Consider the following 21,126-nt stretch of genomic DNA (forward strand, 5'->3'; position numbering starts at 1 on the left):
CTGGTTTTTTATTTTTCAAGGAGGTAAGGATGCCTGTCACGACACAAGAACTCGTCCAATTCGTCGTCAGCAGCGCGCCGGTCGGAATGCCCGAAGATCCGCTTCTCAGAATGCAAGAGGATTTGAAGCGCGCGTTAAAGAAAGACGTCAAAGCGCGCCGTTGGGCGATGGTGCTCGATCTACGCAAATGCGTCGGTTGTTCATCCTGCACGATTGCGTGCATCGTCGAAAACAAACTGCCGCCCGGCGTGGTGTACCGCCCGGTGCTGGAAGAAGAAATCGGCACGTATCCGAACGTGACGCGCCGCTTTGTGCCGCGTCCGTGCATGCAGTGCGACAATCCCCCGTGCGTGAACGTGTGCCCGGTCAACGCGACGTTCAAACGCGCGGATGGTATCATCGAAGTCAATTACGATCAATGCATCGGTTGCCGGTACTGCGTGACCGCGTGTCCGTATGGCGCGCGCACATTTGACTTTGGCGAAAAGTACACGAACCGCGCGCCAACCCAGGAAGGAATCATCGTCGGACGCGCACGCGTCGAGCCGTACGAAACGGCTGCCAGTTACGAGTATGGTCGCGTATGGGAACGCAAGGGGCAGGACTCACCGATTGGCAACGTCCGCAAGTGTCACTTTTGTCTTCATCGTTTGAACGCCGGAATGTTACCCGCCTGCGTGACGACGTGCATTGGGCGCGCCACGTACTTTGGCGATGCCAATGACCCGGACGCGCTCATCAGTAGTTTGATTGGCTCGGCGAACGTCACGCGATTGAAAGAAGAACTCGGCACACAACCCAAAGTGCACTATTTGCTCTAGTCAAGGGGAGAACCAACATGTTAAAACGATTACTTTACGTTGCCAGCACAGTTGCGATTGTCGCTGGTCTGTGGGGTTTGTCCGAACGTCTCATGTTCGGTCACGAAAGCGCCGCGTACGGCAGTTACGTCGTGTGGGGCTTTTGGGTGGCGATGTACTTGTTCTTCGTCGGAATTGCCGCGGGCGCGTTCATCGTCGCGACGCTAGACTATGTGTTCAACGTCGCGCTGTTCAAAGGCACGGGACGCCTCGCCTTGTACCTGACCCTGATCACACTCGGCGCGGGCTTGCTCCACATCTGGTTCGACCTGGGACATCTGGAGCGTATTTGGAAAGTCTATCTGCAAGGCAGCGCCAACTCGGTGATGGCACAGATCGTGTGGGGGTACACGACGTTCGGGCTACTTTCGCTCATCGCGCTCATCCTGACGTTTCGTCCCGCGCAGGCAAAATGGCTCAAGGTCTTGATGGCGATAGGCATTCCGCTGGCGATCTTCCTGAGTGGCGCGGTCGGCGCGCTGATGGGTGTGCAAGCCGCGCGCGCGTTCTGGCACGTCGGCTTGTTCCCTGTCCAGTTCCCGTTCTTTGCGCTTGCATCGGGCGCTGCTGTGATGATGGGCGCGCTGGGCTTGTTCGGCGATCCAAAAGACGCGCGCTTGCCCCAGCAGTTGTGGGTGCTCGCGGTTGCCAGCATCGCGTTGCAAATCATCAAACTCTATTTCCTGTGGGCAGATTTTTCGCAGAGTTTGTACGGCGGCGTCCCGCAAAATGTCGCGGCAGTCAACGAAGTGATGTTTGGGCAATACTGGTGGGGGTTTTGGATTTTGCAAATCGGAATCGGTTCGCTATTGCCCCTCATCGTTTTGCTATTGCCGGGAATGGCACGGCGTCCGCAAATGGTTGGCTGGATAGGCGTGTGCCTGCTCATCGGCTTTGCCGTCGCGCGCGCTAACATCGTATTCCCCGCGCTGACTGTACCCGAATTGGACGCGCTCATCTCGGCATTCCAAGACTCGCGTCTGCAGTTCGCCTATTTTCCCAGTGTGATGGAATGGGCGCTCTCTGCCGGCATCATCGGACTGGCGACTGCCGCGTTTTTGGTCGGCTATGATCGTCTGCCGCTTGCGCCGCGTGGGAGCGAGGCGTGAAACGTCAACTAGAGTGATAATGGGCGAATAAGGAGAAATGAAAATGGATGACCAAAATAAAATTCTCGATAAACCGATTCCCGACATCACGCGCCGCGATTTTCTGAAAATCTCCGCGTTCCTCGGCGGCTCGGCGGCGATGGCGGGAACGTTGAACGTCGCGTGGGACATGATGACGAACTCGGCGGCAGCCGCGGCGGAGCAGGGGTATTCGCTCGCGAATCCGGCGAACATCATTTACAGCGTGTGCCAACAGTGCAACACCAACTGCGGCATCAAAGTTAAAATCATCAACGGCGTCGTTTCGAAAATTGACGGCAACCCGTTCAACCCATTCACCTTGAATCCGCACCTGGCATACAAAACGACGATGGCGGAAGCCGCGACGATTGACGGCGCGGTCTGCCCCAAGGCGCACGCGGCGATTCAAACGACGTACGATCCGTATCGCCTGGTCAAGGTGCTCAAGCGCGCGGGCAAACGCGGCGAGAACAAATGGCAGACGATCGAATTCGACAAAGCGATCGCCGAAATCGTCGAGGGTGGCAAACTCTTCGCGAACGTGCCGGGCGAAGAAAATCGCGCCGTGACCGGCTTGAAAGAAATGTACGCGCTCAAAGACCCCAAGGTTGCTAAAGCGATGGCGGACGCGCTGCCGCCCATCCTCGCAGAAAAAGACAAGGACAAGAAAAAAGCGCTCGTCGCCGCGTTCAAAGAAAAGTTCAAGAACGATCTCGACAAATTGATTGATCCCGATCATCCGGATCTCGGACCCAAAAACAATCAGTTGAATTTCTCGTGGGGACGCTTGAAGGGCGGACGTTCGGATTTCATCAATCGCTTTACGCGCGATGCGTTCGGCTCGACGAACGCGCACGGACACACGACCGTGTGCCAGGGCTCGCTGTACTTTTCCGGCAAGGCGATGAGCGAGCAATTCAGTGCGGGCAGTTTCACCGGCGGTGAAAAATTCTATTGGCAAGCCGACACGGAAAATGCCGAGTTCGTTTTGTTCGTCGGCGCATCGCCATTCGAAGGCAACTATGGTCCGTCGAATCGCGTGCCGCGCATCACGAATCGTCTCGTCACCGGCGAGTTGAAATTCGCGGTGATTGACCCGCGCCTTTCGAAACTCGCGGCGAAAGCGTGGAAGTGGATGCCGAACAAACCCGGCACCGAAGGCGCGCTCGCGCTCGCGCTCATTCGCTATCTCGTCGAGAATAAAAAGTACGACGAGAAATTCCTTCGCAACGCGAACAAAGCCGCGGCGACCGCGAACAAGGAAGCGTCGTGGTGCAACGCGACCTGGCTTGTCAAGCTGGATGACAAGGGCGCGCCGACCGTGTTCTTGCGCGGCAGTGAAGCCGGCATCGCGACGAAAGAGACCGTCAAGGACAAGGACGGCAAGGACCTGAACGTTTGGAAAGCCGGCGATAAAGAATTCGCGTTCGATCCGCTCGTCGCGCTCGTGGACGGCAAGCCGGTCGCGCTCGACCCGAACGATGAAAAGACCGCGGTCGTTGGCGATCTCGTCGTGGACGCGTCGGTCAAGGATTTCAAAGTGAAATCGGGTTTTGTGATCTTGACCGAATCGGCGAACGCGAACGAATTTTCCAAGTGGGCGGAGATCGCCGGCGTGAACGCGCGCGACCTCGAAGAAATTGCGCGCGAGTTGACGCAGCATGGCAAGAAAGCGGTGTGCGATATTCACCGCGGCGTGTCGCAACACACGAACGGTTTTTACAACGTGCTCGCGTGGAACAATCTCAATCTCTTGCTCGGCAATTATGATTGGAAGGGTGGGTTCGTGCGCGTCTCGACGTACGACGCGGCGGGCGCAAAAGCGGCGGGACCTTTCGATCTGGGCAAGATGGTGCCGAACAAACACAATCCGTTCGGACTTTCGATCATTCGCCACGACGCCAAGTATGACGAGTCCACGCTCTTCGAGGGCTATCCCGCGAAACGCAATTGGTATCCGCTCGCGTCGGACATTTATCAGGAACTGATTCCTTCGATGGGCGACGCGTATCCGTACCAAATCAAAGCGTTGTTTTTGTACATGGGTTCGCCGGTGTACTCGCTGCCGGCTGGCAACACGAACATTGACATTCTCGCCGATCCGAACAAGATTCCGCTGTTCGTCACGAGCGACATCGTCGTCGGCGAAACGTCAATGTACGCGGATTACATCTTCCCCGATTTGTCGAATCTCGAACGCTGGGAATTTGCCGGCTCGCATCCTTCGATGACGGTCAAGGTTCAACCGGTGCGCCAGCCGACCATCGCGCCGCTCATCGAGACGGTGAAGGTGTACGGGCGCGAAATGCCGCTCTCGCTCGAAGCGATGATCCTGGGTCTCGCAGAAAAACTCAACCTGCCGAATTTCGGTCCGCACGGTTTCGGCGAAGGCAAATCGCTGACGCACATGAACGACCTGTACGTGCGGATGGTCGCGAACCTGGCGTTCGGCGAAAAGAGCGACGGCTCGGACGGCGTGCCGGACGCGGATGACGCGGAACAGAAATTGTTCCTCGACGCGCGCAAGCACTTGCCCAAGACGGTGTTCGACCCCGATGCGTGGAAAGCGCTGGTCGGCGACAAGTTGTGGGCAAAATTCGTCACGGTGCTGAATCGCGGCGGACGCTTCCAGGATTACGCGAAAATTTACGACGGCGACAAGGTCGCGAACAAGTACGGCAAACTGATCAATCTATATCAGGAAAAGACCGCGAAACTGAAGCACGCGATGACGGGCAAACCCATCCTGGGTTATCCCACCTTCATCCCGCCCGGCATGGATGTCACGCAGAATCCCTTGCCGGACGAAGGGCAAGGATTCGATCTGTCGCTCATCACGTACCGCGAAATCTATCAAACGAAATCGCGCACGGCGACGAACTATTGGCTGTTGGCGCTTTTGCCGGAAAACTTTATCCTGATGAACGCGCACGATGCGGCGAAACGCGGCTTGCAGAACGGCGATCGCGTGCGCGTCGTCTCGGCGACGAATCCGAACGGCGAATGGGATCTGAAGAATGGACAAAAAGTTCCCATCGTCGGCAAGTTAAAAGTTGTGCAAGGGATTCGCCCCGGCGTCGTTTCGTTCCCGCTCGGCTTTGGACACTTTGCCTACGGTGGCGTGGACGTGACGATTGACGGCGCGGTGGTCAAGGGCGACGTGCGCCGCACACGCGGCGTGCACGCGAACGCGGCAATGCGCGTGGATCCGTACCTCAAGAATACGACGCTCGTTGATTCGTTCGGCGGCAGCGCCGTGTTCTACGATACCAAAGTCAAAGTGGTGAAGGCATAGAGCGAATTCCGGTTTGGTTTATAGTATTGTAGAGACGTTGCATCCAACGTCTCTACAATACCAACCGTAAATCAAGGTGGAATCTGCTCTAAGATAAACTGCATACCTTCCAGGTTTCCAAACCTGGAAGGAATAATTTTCAACGCCGCTGCCAGTCTCTTTCCTGGGACTGGCATTTTTATTTTTTGGGACATGTCCCCACGCCTTCTCCACATCGTGTTACCCAGGAACCTGGGAGACCTGGGATGCGATCAGTGCCCCGCATAGAGTGACAGTTCATTGGCGAGTGAGTTTTACGTCGCTACCAAAACACGCGTTCCGTAGTTTGTACGGATGCGACCACTCGATTTATTTTCTATTTCTTCACCGAATTATTCCGCGTTGAAAATCCCAGTTTAGTACGCTTCCCCACCAGACCACCCGCCGCTATAATCGGTGCACTGATGCGCTGATAAATTATTGATCCATTTTTTTCCGAGATCAACCGGCATCCAGGTTGTCCAATGTATTCCAATCCTTTACCCGCTTTACCAATTGAAACAGTCGAAGCGACCAAAGCCCTGTTCGGCAAAAAGAATGTGTATGTCATGATCGGCGATATGGCAGATTCACTGTTCGCGGATATTGACCTGGCATGCCTGTATCCGGAGGAGGGCATTCCCAAAGAGTTTCCTTATCTTTCTAGTCTCGTGCTCATCTTTCAGTTTAACGAGGGACTGGCTGATCGTCAGGCGGCGGAAGCCACACGCGTGCGCACCGATTGGAAGTATGCGTTGCATTTGCCGATCGCGCATCCCGGCTTGAGCACGGATGTCATGCGCGATTTTCGCCAACGGCTCTGCCGGAATGTATCGCATCGGGAAAAATTCCAGCAGGTGCTCACGCGATTACAAGAAACGTACGCCCCGTGGCAAAGCCGTCTGCCGCTTGCCGATGCCAGTTATGTTGTCCAATCGGTGTGTGCACGCACGAGTTTGGAGTCGGTGGCGTCGGCGATGCAGAATGCGGTTCAAGCGCTCGTCGCAAAACGGTATGAATGGGTTCGCCAGATTGCGCGCCCCCATTGGTATCAACGCTATTTCCGCAACATGTTGGTGTTCCAGGTGCCGGATGACCTGACCAGCCAGGTCGAATTGGCGGAATCCATCGGCGAAGACGGCGTGTATCTCCTCCAAACCATTGCGTTCGCGAATGCGTCAGACTTGGATAATCTCGCCGAAATTCAAAATCTCCGGCAAGTTTGGAATTGGCAATTCGAATGGCAGCCAGACCGCTTCAAATGGCGCGCGGCACAGTGCGCCAAGTGCATGGGTAAGCCCCTAAACTTTACAAACGGACGAACATTCGTTGAACGCTGAGGAACTGCGTTCTAACCCTGGCGTGCCAGCGCACCGGAAATGATGCCGGCATCGCCAAGGTCAATGACGAATAAACTCATCAATGCGGATGCCTTGATCTCTGGTCGTTCTGAAAAGTGGTCGCCGAAGACCAGAGGGAGCAAATGGCGAAACCGACCGTGTTCACTTGAGTGTGTGAGCGCGGTTTTTATTTCTCAAGAAAGGAGAATCAAGTATGGGTGTTTGAGCTGTTCGATGATCGCCACGAACCTTAGCGTTTCCGAACACTGTTTCCTGGCAACACTGGCTCCGTCGGTCCGCCGATCCTCGACTGGATGCTGGGCAAAGACCCGACCGGTGTGCCGTATTTTCAAGGGAGAAATTCCATGTTCAACCACAAATTTCTAAAACTACTGCTTCTCGCCATCGTTGCCGCGTGTCTTTTACTCGTAGGCAGTGATGTCACGAGCGCGCAGAAACCACCGCCTAGAAAGAAATTGGTATCTGTCACCCAAGCCGATCGGGAAGCGGCGGCGAAGCGCGCGGCGGCAAAGGGACTCAAACCAGGAGTCTCTGGGAAAACCACCACGAGCAAACCAACCAACGGGAAAGCCCCGGCGAATGCCCCCGCGGCAGTCCCACCGCCGGTGCTCGAACCTGGGGGAGTTCCCCATTACTTTGGTCCGTACGCGAACTATGCCAATAGCCCGCTCCCAATGGGGACCATCACCGGTCTCACGCTCGACAGTGGGGGCACTGGCTACACCGCGCCGGTCGTTACGATCGCGGATGTCTACGGCACCGGCACCGGCGCAACCGCGAGTGCAACTGTAGTCGGTGGGGTCATCACTGCCCTCACCCTGACGAACGGAGGCACTGGGTACAGCGCGCCGATCGTTTTCATTGAGGATACGACTGGGGTTGACGCCGCTGCCACCGCAACAATTGGTGGCGCACTGGGTTCGCTCAGCGGCGGCATCCGAAAATTTGTTGACTCGTTGCCGGGCGCGGGCGCGGCGAATGCGAACAACCTGGGGCAGTTCATCCCGATCGGTGAACCGGATGCTTGCACCTATTCCGGTCAAGTCGCCGATTGCTATGTAATCGAACTGCGCGAGTACACCGAAAAAATGCACTCTGACCTGCCGCCAACGAGACTGCGCGGTTACGTGCAAGTTAGAAATGGCGTGGATGTCACCCCGATTCACTATCTGGGACCTACCATCGTCGCGCAGAGAGATCGTCCAGTCCGCATCACGTTCCGGAACAGACTTCCCACCGGCGCTGGCGGCAATCTCTTCCTCCCGGTTGATAGCACTGTCATGGGCGCGGGAGAAGGTCCCCTGGATCGGATAGGGTTACCAGGAGTGAAGGAAAGCTTTACACAGAATCGTGCCACCTTGCATCTTCATGGTGGTCTGATCCCGTGGATCAGCGATGGCACAGCCCACCAGTGGACTACACCATCGGGTGAAAGCACGCAGTACCCCAGTGGGGTCAGTGTGTACAACGTTCCCGACATGCCGAATCCTGGGAGGACTGCGGCACAAGGCGAGCTGACCTTCTACTATAACAATGAGCAGAGCGCCCGGCTCATGTTCTACCATGACCACTCTTTTGGCATCACCCGCCTCAATGTCTACGCCGGTGAAGCCGCGGGTTACTTGATCACAGACCAGGTCGAACAGGACATGATCAATGGTACGAACGTATCCGGCGTCAATCCTGGCTCGGCACGCGTCCTTCCGGATATCGGGATTCCCCTGATCATCCAGGATCGGACGTTTGTTGATTCCGCCACCATTGCCGCGCAGGATCCAACTTGGCCCTTTGTTCCGCGCTCGGGCGACCTGTGGTACCCGCATGTTTACATGCCGAACCAGAACCCAGGTGACTTGAGCGGAATGAACGCGTTTGGTCGCTGGCACTATACTCCCTGGTTCTGGCCCCCCGCAACTAATCTCACCTACGGACCCGTTGCCAATCCATACTACGACTGCGGTGTTGGTCAACCTTGTACTAGACCCTGGGAGCCGCCTCTGATGCCCGGCACACCGAACGTGTCTGCGGCGACGGAGGCGTTCATGGACACGCCAATCGTCAACGGCACTGCCTACCCCTATCTGGTAGTGGATCCAAAGGCAGTCCGCTTCCGCATCCTGAATGCAGCCGATGATCGGTTCTGGAATCTGCAACTCTACGTGGCTGACCCGACCACTGTTCGCGCAGCAGATGGTGCAACCAATACCGAAGTCAAGTTGGCGCCTGCCCCGGCTGGAGTTGCTGGTTACCCGGCGGGCTACATGGTAGCCGACCCAACCACAGCAGGACCGTCATTTATCCAGGTCGGAACCGAAGGCGGCTTTTTGCCCAAGCCGGTGGTACTGTCCAACAAGCCGATTGGCTGGAACGGTGACCAGACCAACTTCGACGTGGGAATTGTGAACCAAGGGACTCTGATTCTCGGTCCCGCGGAACGAGCAGACGTCATCGTTGACTTTTCGGCTTTCGCCGGCAGAACACTCATTCTCTACAACGACTCGCCCGCGCCGTTCCCAGCGCTCGACGTACGCTATGACTACTACACGGGCAAAGGGGACCACACAGATACGGGTGGTACGCCTGACACACAACCGGGCTATGGTCCCAACACTCGCACCATCATGCAAATCCGTGTGAACAATGTTACCCCGGCTCCCACGTACAATCTCGCCACGTTGAATGCGGTGTTTGCCGATGGAGCCGACCCGAAGCGCGGTGTCTTTGAAGTATCCCAAGAACCGGTTATCATCCCGAACACCCAATACAACTCTGCTTACAACCGGACGTTCGCCAGCGAAGCCGTGACAAAAGTAGGCATCGCGGATAGTTCCAAGACGTTCCAAACGATTTCGGGCGCATCCGTAACGATCCCGTTTGAGAAGAAAGCCCTGCATGACGAAGCAAGTGAAGTGTACGACGAGTATGGACGGATGAGTGGTATGTTGGGGCTTACAGGGGGCGCAAAAGGGTTCATCACCTACCCCTTCCCATCTCCGCCTGTGGACCTGATCAGAGTGTCAATGGTGCCGATGTCTGAGCCATCGCCGGGCGATGGAACGCAAATCTGGAAGATCACCCACAATGGCGTTGACACGCATCCCATTCACTTTCATCAGTTCAATGTGCAACTGATCAACCGGGTTGCCTGGGACAATGCGACCCGCCTGCCGGACGCTAATGAGCTGGGTTGGAAAGAAACCGTCAGGATCAATCCACTTCAGGATACGATCGTGGCGTTGCGACCAGTGGCTCCGCTGAATCAACCCTTTAGAATTCCCAACAGCGAGCGGGTGCTTGATCCGTCCAAGGCACCGGGGGTCACTCTAATGGGACCATTACCAAATGGATTCCAGAATCCAGCAGGGGATCCGGTAACGGTCGTCAACGACAAGGTCAGCTTGGGCTGGGAACACGTCTACCACTGCCACATCTTGGCGCATGAAGAGATGGACATGATGCACTCGGTGTCGCTGGTTGTGCCACCGGATGCGCCTACCGGTCTCAGTGCCACACAAAGCAATGGCAGTGCAAGATTGACTTGGACAGACAACTCTGTGACTGAGACGAGATTTACAGTCCAGCGAGCCGCCGCCAGTACAGGTCCATGGACGACTCTAAGCACGTTGTTGTCCGCGGACAGACCGGGAGTGGGCGCGACTGTGATGTTCACAGACACGACAGTCGTACCGAACACTCCGTACTTCTACCAAGTGCTCGCGACCAATTTGGTGGGAAGCTCACTGTCGTCTAACTTTACACTGCCCGCCGCACCCGGCTTTCCTACCATGAACGCCGAGTCTCTACCCTCTAATACGGTGTCGGTTACAATCGCTTCATCTGTAGCCGCTCCAACCAACCTGGTTGCAACCTTAGTGGGCGGACCACTGCGTGTGCGACTGACTTGGATGGACAATGCCACCAACGAGACCGGCTTTAGGATCGAACGCAGTGTCAACGGCGGCGCCTTTACCCAAATCGCAGCGCCGGGACCGCGAGCTGGTACCGGTTCGGCGAGCTGGACGGGGAACAACTTGGTGGTAGGCAACACCTATACTTATCGAGTGCGAGCCGCAAGAGTGGCAGGAGGGACGACATCATACTCGGCTTACTCGAATGAAGTATCCATAGCCGTCACTGCTCCTGCTGCGCCCTCGGGCTTGACACTCACGGCAGCTCGAGCGGGCTTACTCGACAGCATAACGATGAACTGGACAGACAATGCCACCAACGAAACTAGCTTCACAGTCCAGTGTGCTACGAACACGACGTTCACGGCTAACCGAATCACCATCAACAATATACCCGCGAATTCGACGACGTACACTCGGGCGGGCGTGCCTCGCGGACGAACCTACTACTGCAGGGTTCGCGCAGTAAATCCGGTTGATACATCCGCATGGTCGAACGTTGCCAGTGTAACAACACCGTAAATCGAATTGCTCTTCCGGCGTCAGCATCTCGTTGACGCCGGAAGACGCTGAGGGCATTGGTTCCTAGTAAGAAGGAACTATGGATTGGATGTAAAAATGTCAGTTCGGATTTCGCAGACATCTACCCAAGTTATTCAAGGCGATATTGCCTTTGCGAAATCCAAGTAAAATCAGCAAGGTTTCGCGAATCGTCAAAGCCGGAGTGAAGCGAGGTTGAGAGATCTCCCTGCCACGAATGCAAGCTTCTTCGCTCCGGTCATCGTACCAAAGCACATTGCACTGATTGTGCAGGACCTACACAAGTACAAAACACACAGGTGAAACATGGTTGATATCTGGATTGCTTTCATCACGGGATTGACGGCGGGTGGATTGAGTTGCATGGCGGTGCAAGGTGGCTTGTTAGCCAGCTCCCTGGCGAACCAGGTGGAAAAGGATTTGCAAAATCGTCCAATGACTCAAGTCGCCCGTCCGCAACTCGCGGCACCTATTGCGATCTTTTTATTAGCGAAATTGGTGGCGTATACTTTGCTTGGTGTCTTGCTGGGCGCGTTGGGTTCCACCCTGTCGCTTTCTCCAATGATGCGGGCAATTCTGCAATTCGCCATCGGCATCTTTATGATTGGCAATGCCCTCCGCATGTTCAATGTGCATCCCCTCTTTCGCTATTTCACGTTTGAGACGCCTTCATTTGTGACCCGGTTCATTCGGAAATCGTCAAAAGGTAAGACCGCACTCGCCGCGCCGGTATTCCTGGGGGCGATGACAGTGCTCATTCCTTGCGGCATTTCTCAGAGCATGATGGCGGTGGCTTTGGGAACGGCTAATCCACTTGCGGGCGCCGCAATTTTGTTTGCCTTTACGCTGGGAGCTAGCCCCGCATTTTTTGCTGTGGCTTATTTCGCCGCGCGCATGGGCGCCGTTTTAGAAAAACAATTCATGCGGCTCGTCGCGGTGGTCCTGTTGATCCTGGGTGGATATGCCATTGATAGTGGTTTGAATCTCTCGGGTGCGCCAGTTTCATTAACGACGGCGTTTCAGGCATTCTCGGATTTCGCCAATCCGTCCGCGAGCGCTCACAATATCGGATCGAATGATTCCATCGGCGACATGATCCTGCTTGCCAAGAACGAAGGTTATGAACCCAGGACGGTGTACGCCAAGGCGAACCAAGACAATCAACTTACCGTCTTGACCTTAAACACAACGTCCTGCTCCCTTGCCTTTACGATCCCGGAACTAGGCATTGAAAAGACTCTGCCGGTGACGGGCAAAGCGATCTTCGACATTCCGTCCCAGCCCGAAGGCAAGGTGATTCGTTATGCGTGCTCGATGGGGATGTACACCGGGCAAATCGTCTTTCGCTAAGAGGTATCTCACAATGATCAGAAAGGTCTTTCGTGTTCCAGAAATGTACTGCTCCAACTGCGTGATCGCCTTGGAAGGATTAGAAGACTCACTCGCCGGCATCAAGCGGGTCTCTGCCAGCTATCACAAACAACAGATGGAAGTGCTGTACGACGAAACGCGTCTGAATGAATCAGCCATCATCGCGGCGGCGACTGATCTGGGTTTTCATCCGGTGCCGGTGAAAGACTAGTTGATGCGTGCCGACCACGCCAAGTTGTAACTCAAGTCCATACGATGAGCAAAAAAATGTTTCTTTCCAAACGAACCAACCCCCGCTCGAATAGGAACGGAAATAGCTGTTCCGTGAGTTTGATGCTCGCGGATAGTGATCCAAACTTTATCCAAATGATGGATGTTTTGCTTCGCACGTACCATCAGGATAGGATCGTGATGGTTGGCACAGCGCGGAGCGGTGAAGATTTCCTGGTCCAAGCGCAAACACTTGCACCCAAGGTTGTCCTGATTGATCTGCACTTGCCCAATCTGGGCGGTTTATGGACGATTCCCCTTTTGCGGGTCGTTTTTCCCGAGACCCGCATTATCGTGCTAATACCTGAAGATGGAATAGGGTCGCGTTCGGCAATTCTCGCAGTTGGAGGGGATGAAATGGTTACAAAAGCCACCGTGAAAACCGACCTAATTCCGGCGATTGAGCGTGTGTTGAAAAATGGCGCAGCAGAACTCGGGTTGCCCCACAACGCAATCCATAACGTCTAATCTCCCAAATTCAAACCAAGGTGATCTGTGTCTGAAGCCAAGAACGTCACAATGCCCGTCATCGGCATGACCTGTGCGCATTGTGCCACAACCATCGAACGCCATATTCGCAAACTGCCCGGCGTCAGCGTTGCCAACGTCAATCTGGCGACGGAGAAACTCGCGCTCACATTCGATCCGACCCAGCTCGATGAGCGGAGCGTCATCAACCGCGTCACGCAAATCGGTTTTGGCATCGCCACCGGCAAAGCCGAACTGCCGATCACGGGTTTGCGGGATAGCTCTGATGCGCTGGCGTTGGAAAAATTACTCGCGGCTCAAAATGATCTCCTCTCTGTCAGCGTGAATTACGCTACGGAGCGCGTGTCGCTGGAATTTATTCCCGGTATGACGAGCATCGCCGAACTCGTGGCAGCGATTCGCAAAGCGGGTTTCAATGTCGTTCATGTGCGCGAGACCGAATCCGTCGAAGATGTCGAAGCCCAAGTGCGCGCAGCGGAAACCGCGCATCAAAAACGATTGCTGATCCTTGGCTTTATTCTGACCTTGCCCTTGGTCGTCTACAGCATGTCGCGCGATTTCGGGTGGGTGTCTTTCGGCAACGATAATTTTGTCATGCTCTTCGCTGCGACGATCGTGCAATTTGTGGTGGGCTGGCAATATTACGTCGGCGCGTACAAGAGTTTGCGCGCGGGCGGCGCGAACATGGATGTCTTGATCGCGCTGGGTTCATCGGTTGCCTATTTTTACAGCGCTGGAGTAGTCGTGGGTGTGATCCCCAGTTCCGAAGTTTACTTTGAGACCGGCGCGGCGATTATCACTTTGATCGTGCTCGGCAAGTTTCTCGAAGCGCGCGCCAAAGGTAAAACGTCCGAAGCGCTCAAAGCGTTGATGGGCTTACGCGCGAAAACGGCGCATGTTATCCGGGAGAGCGTAGAAATCGAAATAGGGATTGATCAAGTAGTTGTGGGCGATCTGCTCATCGTGCGACCAGGTGAAAAAGTGCCAGTAGATGGCATCATCAGCGAAGGACGTTCGACGCTTGACGAATCCATGATCACCGGCGAATCCATGCCGATCTCCAAGGGTCCGGGCAGTGAAATCATTGGCGCGACGATCAACAAAGAAGGTTTGATCAAATTCGAGGCGACCAAGGTTGGTAAGAATTCCACCTTGGCGCAAATTGTCCGGCTGGTGCAAGAGGCGCAAGGGAGCAAAGCGCCGATTCAAAAACTGACTGATCGAATCAGCGCGTACTTTGTGCCCGTTGTGGTTGCCATCGCATTGGTCACGTTCGTGGCTTGGCTCGCGCTCGCGCGCGCCGATTGGTCGGGCGCGATGATCAACGCGGTCGCGGTTCTGGTTATCGCTTGCCCGTGCGCGCTGGGTTTGGCGACGCCAACCGCGATCATGGTCGGCGCGACCAAGGGCGCAGAAAACGGCATCCTGTTCAAGAACAGTGAAGCATTGGAACGCGCCGGTAAGGTGCGCGCGGTCGTGCTCGACAAGACGGGTACCATCACACGCGGCGAACCGGAAGTGACCGATGTAATCGCCGCACCAGATCAATCGGCGGATGAATTGTTGCGGCTTGCCGCCAGCGCAGAACGCGGCTCTGAACATCCTTTGGGGCGAGCAATCGTAAACACCGCGCAAACCAAAGGGCTTGCGCTGGATGAGCCGGAACAATTCAAGGCGGTCAGCGGCTTTGGCATCCGCGCAACCGTGCGAGACCAGGAAATCGTTATTGGCAACACACGGTTGATGCAAAAAGAAGGCATTAACATTGATGTCTTGCGGGATTACGTCGCGCTGTTGCAGGGTGAAGGCAAGACCGCGATGCTCGTCGCGCAAGGCGACCCAAATAGCGACGAACCGGCTCAGATCATCGGTTTGATTGCCGTCGCCGACACGGTCAAACCTGGGTCGCGCGAAGCGATTGCAGAAATGCGTCAGCTCGGTCTTGACATTGTGATGATCACCGGCGACAACCAGCGCACGGCTGAAGCGATCGCACAGCAAGTCGGCATTGATCGCGTTCTGGCTGAAGTTCTCCCGAAAGATAAAGCGGCGGAAGTAAAAAAATTGCAGGATGCTGAATACGCGAATGCTCGCCAGGTCGTCGCGATGGTTGGGGATGGCATCAACGATGCACCCGCGCTCGCCCAAGCCGACGTTGGAATTGCGATTGGCACCGGCACCGATGTCGCGATGGCGGCGGCGGGAATCACTTTGATCAGCGGTGACCTGCACGGTGTGGCGCGCGCCATCTCGTTGTCGCGTGGCACTTTTCAGACTATCGTGCAGAATTTGTTCTGGGCTTTTTTCTACAACGCACTTTTGATTCCGATTGCCACACTCGGTTTTCTTATTCCGATGGTGGCGGCTGGAGCAATGGCATTCAGTTCGATTTTCGTCGTGACCAATAGTCTGCGTTTGCGCGGCTATAAAGTTGAAAAACTTGCTTTGCCAAAACCCTTGCCGCGTCAACTGTTGGAACTTGCGCCGCGGCTCGTTGCGCCCGCGGCGACATTAGCGCTCCTCATTGCAATCTCAGTGGGTTGGTTCCAACCGGTTCAAGCGAATTCAATGGGGGGACCGACGCGGAATACGTACCGTGCTTTCATCGAACCCGAAACACCCATTACGCCAGGAATTTTTGCGCCGCTTGACATCAAGATTGTTGACCAGTTTGGCAAGCGGGTTACCGAATATGATGAAAACAAGTTTGGTCAGTATGTTTACATTGCGACGGTCCCGCGCGATCTGTCTTCGTTGGAAGTTGATTCATGGTGGATTGACCCAGGACCCATGGGCGGTGCGTCCGCTAAGACGAATGCTCCAACGGTGCGTCCTGAACGCCTAGTCCAACCCATTGTCTCATTTCCAACCGAGGGAGACTATGTCGTATTCGTACAATTCTGGCCCCAGGGGGGCGATCAAGTAAATCTCGCAGTCCCGCTCGCCGTTGGATCGGCAAAGACACCCGCCGCCACTCTAACACCGGATTCGTCTTTCACTCGCACGGTTGAAGATTTGCGTGTTACCATGAAATTTGGGCAATTAAAATCGGGTACATACAACTATATCAACTTTGAAGTGATTGATGGTCAGGGCACTGTTCGTACGAAGGACATTGAGCAACAGTCGGGACCGCTTGGCGCGTTGTACATTGTTGATGAAGCAGTCACGACTTTTTCAAGACCGGACTATATCAATCGCTACAATCTGCAATTCTCGTCTTATTTTCCAAAGCCCGGCAAGTATAAAGCATGGTTCTCGTTCGTCTATCAAGAAGAGCCGCGGCTTGTTCCGTTCGTGATTCAGGTCAACTAAACTTGGACCTCCCAGGTCTAAGACCTGGAAGGTCTTGAGGGCAAAACAGTGAAGTACTTGATATGGATGCTCGTCATCGTGTTCTTAATCGGGATGTGCCTGACGGCATGTAGCGGTCAAAGCGCGCCGACGCAATCCCTGAATCTCCAAGCCGCGCTTCAATCCAAGCTTCGAATTGGGGTGGATGCCAATTACCCATCGTTTGTAATCGTAGACCCGAATAACGTGGGATTTGTCGGCTTTGATATCGAGGTGATGAAAGCCATTGCCGCCAAGTCTGGTCTCGACATCGAATTTGTCAACGTTGGACCCAATCAATTGACTACGTATATCGGACGTTGCCAGTTGGACGTTGGAATTTCGGCGGTTGCGATCACCGATCAACTAAAACAACAAATGCTTTTCTCCGATCCGTACTACACGACGGGGCAAGTCATCGTCGTCAAGAAAGGCAATATCACGATCACGAGCCGCAGCACATTAGCAAGCATGGCTGTAGGGACGCAAGCGAAAACACTCAGCGCGTCCGAAATTGGCAACATCGCGGGAGTTCGACTGATCGCCTACCCAAGTTACGATGTCGCGTTTCAAAGTCTAATCCCTGGTTATATTGATGCCGTGATTGCTGACAAACCGCGTGCGTTGGGCTACGTGAAAATCAAATCCAATAATCTCAAGATCGTTGGCGAAGAATTTGGCAGTGTCAATCTCGGAATTGCCATCTGCAGAACGCGGGCGGATCTTGCGACAAAGATCAACACGGGTCTTGCGGCAGTGAAAGCCGACGGCACAATAAACCGACTGGCGCAAAAGTGGCTTGATAAAAGCAACCAGTAATTTCGTGGAGTCAAATGCGTGGTTTACAGCACACGGCGCTTATAAACTCTATCAAGGGTTCAACGGTTCAGTAATGAACATGATCCCACTCTACTCACACAGGAGAACAAAATGAAAAAAGTACTCAGCATCTCGTTGATCGTCTTGGCGCTTGGTATTGCCGTGATTCCGCTGTTCACAGACTGCGAATCTCAAGGCAGACACCTTACCTTACAGAATGGCAGCCAAGTGCCGATGAAGTGTCATTGGACTGCGATCGCGGAAATCGGCGTTGGTATTACGCTGGGCTTGACCGGTTTTCTTATGCTGCGGAGCAAACAAAAAGAAACTGACCGCTCGTTAAGCGCCCTGGGTGTGACCTCTGGCGCGCTCGCCATTCTGTTTCCCACCGCCTTGATCGGTGTTTGCGCCAACCCGACGATGATTTGCAACATGATCATGCGCCCGACCATGATCCTGGCAGGAACTCTCGCCATTGCAATCAGTCTGGGTCTCTTGCTCAATACGCGCAAGCTTGAGGTCGCCGTATGAGTCTATTTCAACTCGCCTGGAAGAATATCTCTGGCAACGCGTTTCGCAGTTGGGTTGTGGGTATCTGTGCCCTGCTCGTTGCCGCATTCGCCCTATTTACTACCCTCGTGTTGCGCGGCGCTGAAACCAGTCTGCAATTGGCTTCGGACCGACTGGGCGCAGATATCGTCGTCGTTCCCCTGGGTGCGGAGGCGAAGATGGAGGGCGCACTGGTGATGGGTGTTCCAGCCAAGTTTTGGATGCCGCGTGCGAACGTCGAAAAAATCGCCGCGCTTTCCGAAGTAGAGAGTGTTTCGCCTCAGGTCTATCTTGAGACGCTGAAGGGTGCTTCGTGCTGTTCGGTGCCGAATATGTTTATGATCGGCTATGACCCAACAACTGATTTTACGATCCGTCCCTGGCTGAAACAAAAATTCGGCAACGAGGGATTGCGTCCCGGTGAAGTGGTCGGTGGGAGTCTCATCTCAGCCACCGAGGGAGACAATAATCTCCGCGTGTACGGCTCGCTCGTAAAGCTCAAGACCAATCTGGAACCCACCGGCACCGGACTGGACCAGAGCGTATTCTTCACAATGGATACCGCTCACGATATCGCGCGTGCTTCGTATACGCAAGCCGAGAGTCCCTTAACCATCCCAACCGACCAAGTTTCTGCTGTGATGGTCAAGGTGAAACGTGGCGCAGACCCGTACAAAGTCGCCCTCAAGATCTTGAACCAGATCCCAGATGTCGTTCCGATTGAAAGCGCAAACCTGTTTCAGTCTTCGCGCAAACAGTTAGCCGGTTTGATGGGGATGACTTTGAGCATGATGGGATTGACCTGGGCGCTTGCCGTTGTGCTGATTGGATTGGTCTTTTCGATGGCGGCGAATGAACGACGCCGAGAGCTGGGTGTCATGCGCGCGTTTGGAGCGAATCGCGCGTTCATCTTCAAATCCTTGTTGGCAGAGGCAGGTGTTTTGGCAATTTGTGGTGGCGCGTCTGGGATCGCCTTGGCTGTGTTGACGGTGATTCTGTTCCGTCAATTGATTATGGTGTCTCTCGGCATCCCCTACCTGTTGCCATCGGTAGACATGCTGGTATTGCAGGTCGGTGGTGGCTTGTTCTTGACGTTGTTCAGCGTCGGTTTGGCGGCGTTGTTCCCAGCCCTAAAGACGAGTCGCCTAGACCCGGCGATAGCGATGAGGGAGTAGCAAAAATGATTGTACTAAATGAGGTTGCCAAAACGTACGACCTGAGCAAAGGTAACTCGGTCGCCGCCGTGCGCGGGGTCACGTTGGAAATTCGCCAAGGCGAATTCGCGATGATCATCGGTCGGTCTGGTTCTGGCAAGACGACTCTGCTCAATCTCGCCGCTGGTCTCACCCGCCCGACGACCGGCGAGGTACTGCTTGATGGCGTAAATCTGTGGGAGTTGACCGATTCACAACTATCTTCTCTGCGAGGGCAGAAAATTGGTTTTGTCTTCCAGTTTCCCAGTTTGTTGCCCGCACTGAATGTCTTTGAAAATGTCATCTTGCCGGCGACGTTCGGCGCAAAACGTTCTACCCAGACGATTCACGAACGCGCTAGGCAGTTGTTGCACCAAGTCGGTCTTGCCGACAAGATAAACGTTTATCCCCGCCAACTTTCGGCTGGACAACAACAACGCGTGGTGATTGCGCGTTCACTGATCAATCAACCTCAGGTGTTGCTGGCTGATGAACCAACCAGCAACCTCGACGAAAAGACGGAGCAGGAAATCATGGAATTGTTCCGCGAACTGCATGCCGATCTCGGCATTACGGTAGCGATGGTGACACACACTCGGCAGCTCGTGTCCTATGGCACGCGGTTTGTGGAGATGGCTGAAGGACAGATCGTGAATGGCAAAGTTCCAATGGCGGCGAAATGTGCGGGGTATCATGTTCCCCGCGCTAGAAGCGAACGCGAATCTCGCCCCATTGAATCACTTGCATTGTCGGGATCGGCTGAATAACCCGGCATTCTTAATGACAATCTCGAACGAGAATTGCAATAGATCAGCGGTCGGAAAGAGAAATGAACCGGGATCGCTCTTTCGCAATCCCGGTTTTGGAAAACAATTGTTGAGGTGAAACGATGAGTGCAACACCCAAACGGTGGAAATGGATCCAAGTCTGTATCTTGCTCGCCTATATGATACCCGCTATTTTTTCTAATGTTCCGGTCATGGCAGCCGGGACACCAACTGCGACTATGACACAAGCGCCTACTGTCGCACGAACTATTATTACCGTTGCCGCGATTGCATCGCCGTCTGCCACTCCGACCGCAATCGCTACGAGCACGCGGACGAAGACGAGCGCACCGGTTTCGACGAGTACTCCGACCGCAATCGCCACAAACACGCGCACGAAGACGAGTGTACCGGCTTCGACCAGTACCACGGCGGCGACCAAAACAAATACACCCGCCACAATCCACACGGCGACAGCATCTCAAACAAGTCCCGCGGCAACCAATACTCCAACCGAGACACCTACCGCCGTCGAGACAGAGACGATCATTGATTTGCCTACTGCGACTCCTGTCGCCACCGTGTCAGGGACGATCATTGACCTGACCGACACGAGCGATAAGGAACCGACGGCAACTCCAATTCCCTCCGCGGCGCCAACGGTCACGCGTACTCCCGTGGCGGTCCCGACGCACTTGGCTGTGTGGTGGTATCGCTTTTTCAAGCCGTCACCGGTGGCGAAGAGTAATTATCCGACAATCACTCCAGTGAAACGACTCGTCGGCACAACGATCACACCCAGTATGGCTCTGGGCAAAGGGACAACCGTCGCAACTCCATCGTCGCTCTTTGGCTTGTCGCCAACCAAGCCCGACGCACAGACGACGCGTATCGCCATTGCGCCTCAAGGTCAAGCACAACCGGATCAGCCATTCGATGAAGAAATGCAGACGTCGCCGGAGATGGCAGAGGATTATCCGGAGGAGGACCCAGCAAATTCCGCGGATTATGCAGTGCGACTCATATCGCTCGTTTCGGTTGGGCTATCAGGCATCCTTGGATTTGCAGGAATCACGTTGAGCGCCGCCGCGGTCTTTATGTTCTTGCGCCGGTATCTGCATCGCTAGAAAATTCACTCGACGGTATATCGAACTGAAATACGTGTATGCTTGATCCTCCGACAAGTTCGTGCGCCGCGATGATCGCCGATGCTGGTGTAGAAC

At 54.8% G+C, this 21,126-nt stretch carries 14 protein-coding genes and 1 riboswitch; all 14 genes read left to right on the forward strand.

The genetic code is table 11. From position 1 onward, the window contains the following. Positions 1-29: 29 nt before the first annotated feature. Positions 30-821 carry a 4Fe-4S dicluster domain-containing protein gene (locus tag HY868_21630; protein ID MBI5304750.1) on the forward strand — a complete coding sequence of 264 codons (792 nt, stop codon included), beginning with the start codon at positions 30-32 and terminating at the stop codon, positions 819-821. A gap of 17 nt (positions 822-838) precedes the next feature. Beyond that, positions 839-1,969 carry a polysulfide reductase NrfD gene (gene nrfD / locus HY868_21635; protein ID MBI5304751.1) on the forward strand — a complete coding sequence of 377 codons (1,131 nt, stop codon included), beginning with the start codon at positions 839-841 and terminating at the stop codon, positions 1,967-1,969. Between the two features lie 43 nt (positions 1,970-2,012). Further along, a complete protein-coding gene (locus HY868_21640) occupies positions 2,013-5,285 on the forward strand; it encodes a molybdopterin-dependent oxidoreductase (GenBank protein MBI5304752.1) in 3,273 nt (1,090 codons plus the stop codon). Between the two features lie 503 nt (positions 5,286-5,788). Beyond that, the gene (locus tag HY868_21645) at positions 5,789-6,643 is read left to right on the forward strand and encodes a transposase (GenBank protein MBI5304753.1); all 855 of its coding nucleotides are present in this window, start codon (positions 5,789-5,791) and stop codon (positions 6,641-6,643) included. A 77-nt stretch (positions 6,644-6,720) separates the two neighbouring features. After that, positions 6,721-6,810: riboswitch (cyclic di-GMP riboswitch) on the forward strand. Between the two features lie 198 nt (positions 6,811-7,008). Beyond that, a complete protein-coding gene (locus tag HY868_21650; GenBank protein ID MBI5304754.1) occupies positions 7,009-11,094 on the forward strand; it encodes a multicopper oxidase domain-containing protein in 4,086 nt (1,361 codons plus the stop codon). A gap of 357 nt (positions 11,095-11,451) precedes the next feature. Then, positions 11,452-12,462 (forward strand): sulfite exporter TauE/SafE family protein, encoded by a 1,011-nt coding sequence (locus HY868_21655; GenBank protein MBI5304755.1) that lies wholly within the window; start codon positions 11,452-11,454, stop codon positions 12,460-12,462. A 13-nt stretch (positions 12,463-12,475) separates the two neighbouring features. Further along, complete coding sequence (locus HY868_21660; protein MBI5304756.1) at positions 12,476-12,694, forward strand: heavy-metal-associated domain-containing protein; 219 nt, start codon at positions 12,476-12,478, stop codon at positions 12,692-12,694. Between the two features lie 44 nt (positions 12,695-12,738). Continuing rightward, positions 12,739-13,221, forward strand: coding sequence for a response regulator (locus HY868_21665; protein ID MBI5304757.1), 483 nt, complete (start codon positions 12,739-12,741; stop codon positions 13,219-13,221). Positions 13,222-13,272: 51 nt separating this feature from the next. Further along, positions 13,273-16,557, forward strand: a complete 3,285-nt coding sequence (locus tag HY868_21670; protein MBI5304758.1) for a copper-translocating P-type ATPase — start codon at positions 13,273-13,275, stop codon at positions 16,555-16,557. A gap of 66 nt (positions 16,558-16,623) precedes the next feature. Continuing rightward, positions 16,624-17,394: a transporter substrate-binding domain-containing protein gene (locus HY868_21675; protein MBI5304759.1), complete on the forward strand. Its 771-nt coding sequence runs from the start codon at positions 16,624-16,626 to the stop codon at positions 17,392-17,394. A gap of 111 nt (positions 17,395-17,505) precedes the next feature. Further along, positions 17,506-17,925: a DUF4418 family protein gene (locus HY868_21680; GenBank protein ID MBI5304760.1), complete on the forward strand. Its 420-nt coding sequence runs from the start codon at positions 17,506-17,508 to the stop codon at positions 17,923-17,925. Next, complete coding sequence (locus HY868_21685) at positions 17,922-19,118, forward strand: FtsX-like permease family protein (protein MBI5304761.1); 1,197 nt, start codon at positions 17,922-17,924, stop codon at positions 19,116-19,118. The genes HY868_21680 and HY868_21685 overlap by 4 nt, the downstream gene beginning before the upstream one ends. A 5-nt stretch (positions 19,119-19,123) precedes the next feature. Continuing rightward, positions 19,124-19,903, forward strand: a complete 780-nt coding sequence (locus tag HY868_21690; protein MBI5304762.1) for an ABC transporter ATP-binding protein — start codon at positions 19,124-19,126, stop codon at positions 19,901-19,903. 122 nt (positions 19,904-20,025) lie between these two features. After that, entirely contained in the window at positions 20,026-21,030 is a 1,005-nt protein-coding gene (locus tag HY868_21695) for a hypothetical protein (protein MBI5304763.1), read from the forward strand. Positions 21,031-21,126: the final 96 nt, after the last annotated feature.

Source organism: Chloroflexota bacterium (assembly GCA_016219275.1).
In the GTDB taxonomy this organism is placed as follows: domain Bacteria; phylum Chloroflexota; class Anaerolineae; order UBA4142; family UBA4142; genus JACRBM01.

What these genes read in the sequence shown, in the direction of transcription:
- HY868_21670 (MBI5304758.1), top strand. Translation starts at nt 13,273, where the DNA reads ATGCCCGTCATCGGCATGACCTGTGCGCATTGTGCCACAACCATCGAA.
- HY868_21675 (MBI5304759.1), top strand. Translation starts at nt 16,624, where the DNA reads ATGCTCGTCATCGTGTTCTTAATCGGGATGTGCCTGACGGCATGTAGC.
- HY868_21680 (MBI5304760.1), top strand. Translation starts at nt 17,506, where the DNA reads ATGAAAAAAGTACTCAGCATCTCGTTGATCGTCTTGGCGCTTGGTATT.
- HY868_21695 (MBI5304763.1), top strand. Translation starts at nt 20,026, where the DNA reads ATGAGTGCAACACCCAAACGGTGGAAATGGATCCAAGTCTGTATCTTG.
- HY868_21665 (MBI5304757.1), top strand. Translation starts at nt 12,739, where the DNA reads ATGAGCAAAAAAATGTTTCTTTCCAAACGAACCAACCCCCGCTCGAAT.
- HY868_21685 (MBI5304761.1), top strand. Translation starts at nt 17,922, where the DNA reads ATGAGTCTATTTCAACTCGCCTGGAAGAATATCTCTGGCAACGCGTTT.
- HY868_21690 (MBI5304762.1), top strand. Translation starts at nt 19,124, where the DNA reads ATGATTGTACTAAATGAGGTTGCCAAAACGTACGACCTGAGCAAAGGT.
- HY868_21650 (MBI5304754.1), top strand. Translation starts at nt 7,009, where the DNA reads ATGTTCAACCACAAATTTCTAAAACTACTGCTTCTCGCCATCGTTGCC.
- HY868_21630 (MBI5304750.1), top strand. Translation starts at nt 30, where the DNA reads ATGCCTGTCACGACACAAGAACTCGTCCAATTCGTCGTCAGCAGCGCG.
- nrfD (MBI5304751.1), top strand. Translation starts at nt 839, where the DNA reads ATGTTAAAACGATTACTTTACGTTGCCAGCACAGTTGCGATTGTCGCT.
- HY868_21645 (MBI5304753.1), top strand. Translation starts at nt 5,789, where the DNA reads ATGTATTCCAATCCTTTACCCGCTTTACCAATTGAAACAGTCGAAGCG.
- HY868_21640 (MBI5304752.1), top strand. Translation starts at nt 2,013, where the DNA reads ATGGATGACCAAAATAAAATTCTCGATAAACCGATTCCCGACATCACG.
- HY868_21660 (MBI5304756.1), top strand. Translation starts at nt 12,476, where the DNA reads ATGATCAGAAAGGTCTTTCGTGTTCCAGAAATGTACTGCTCCAACTGC.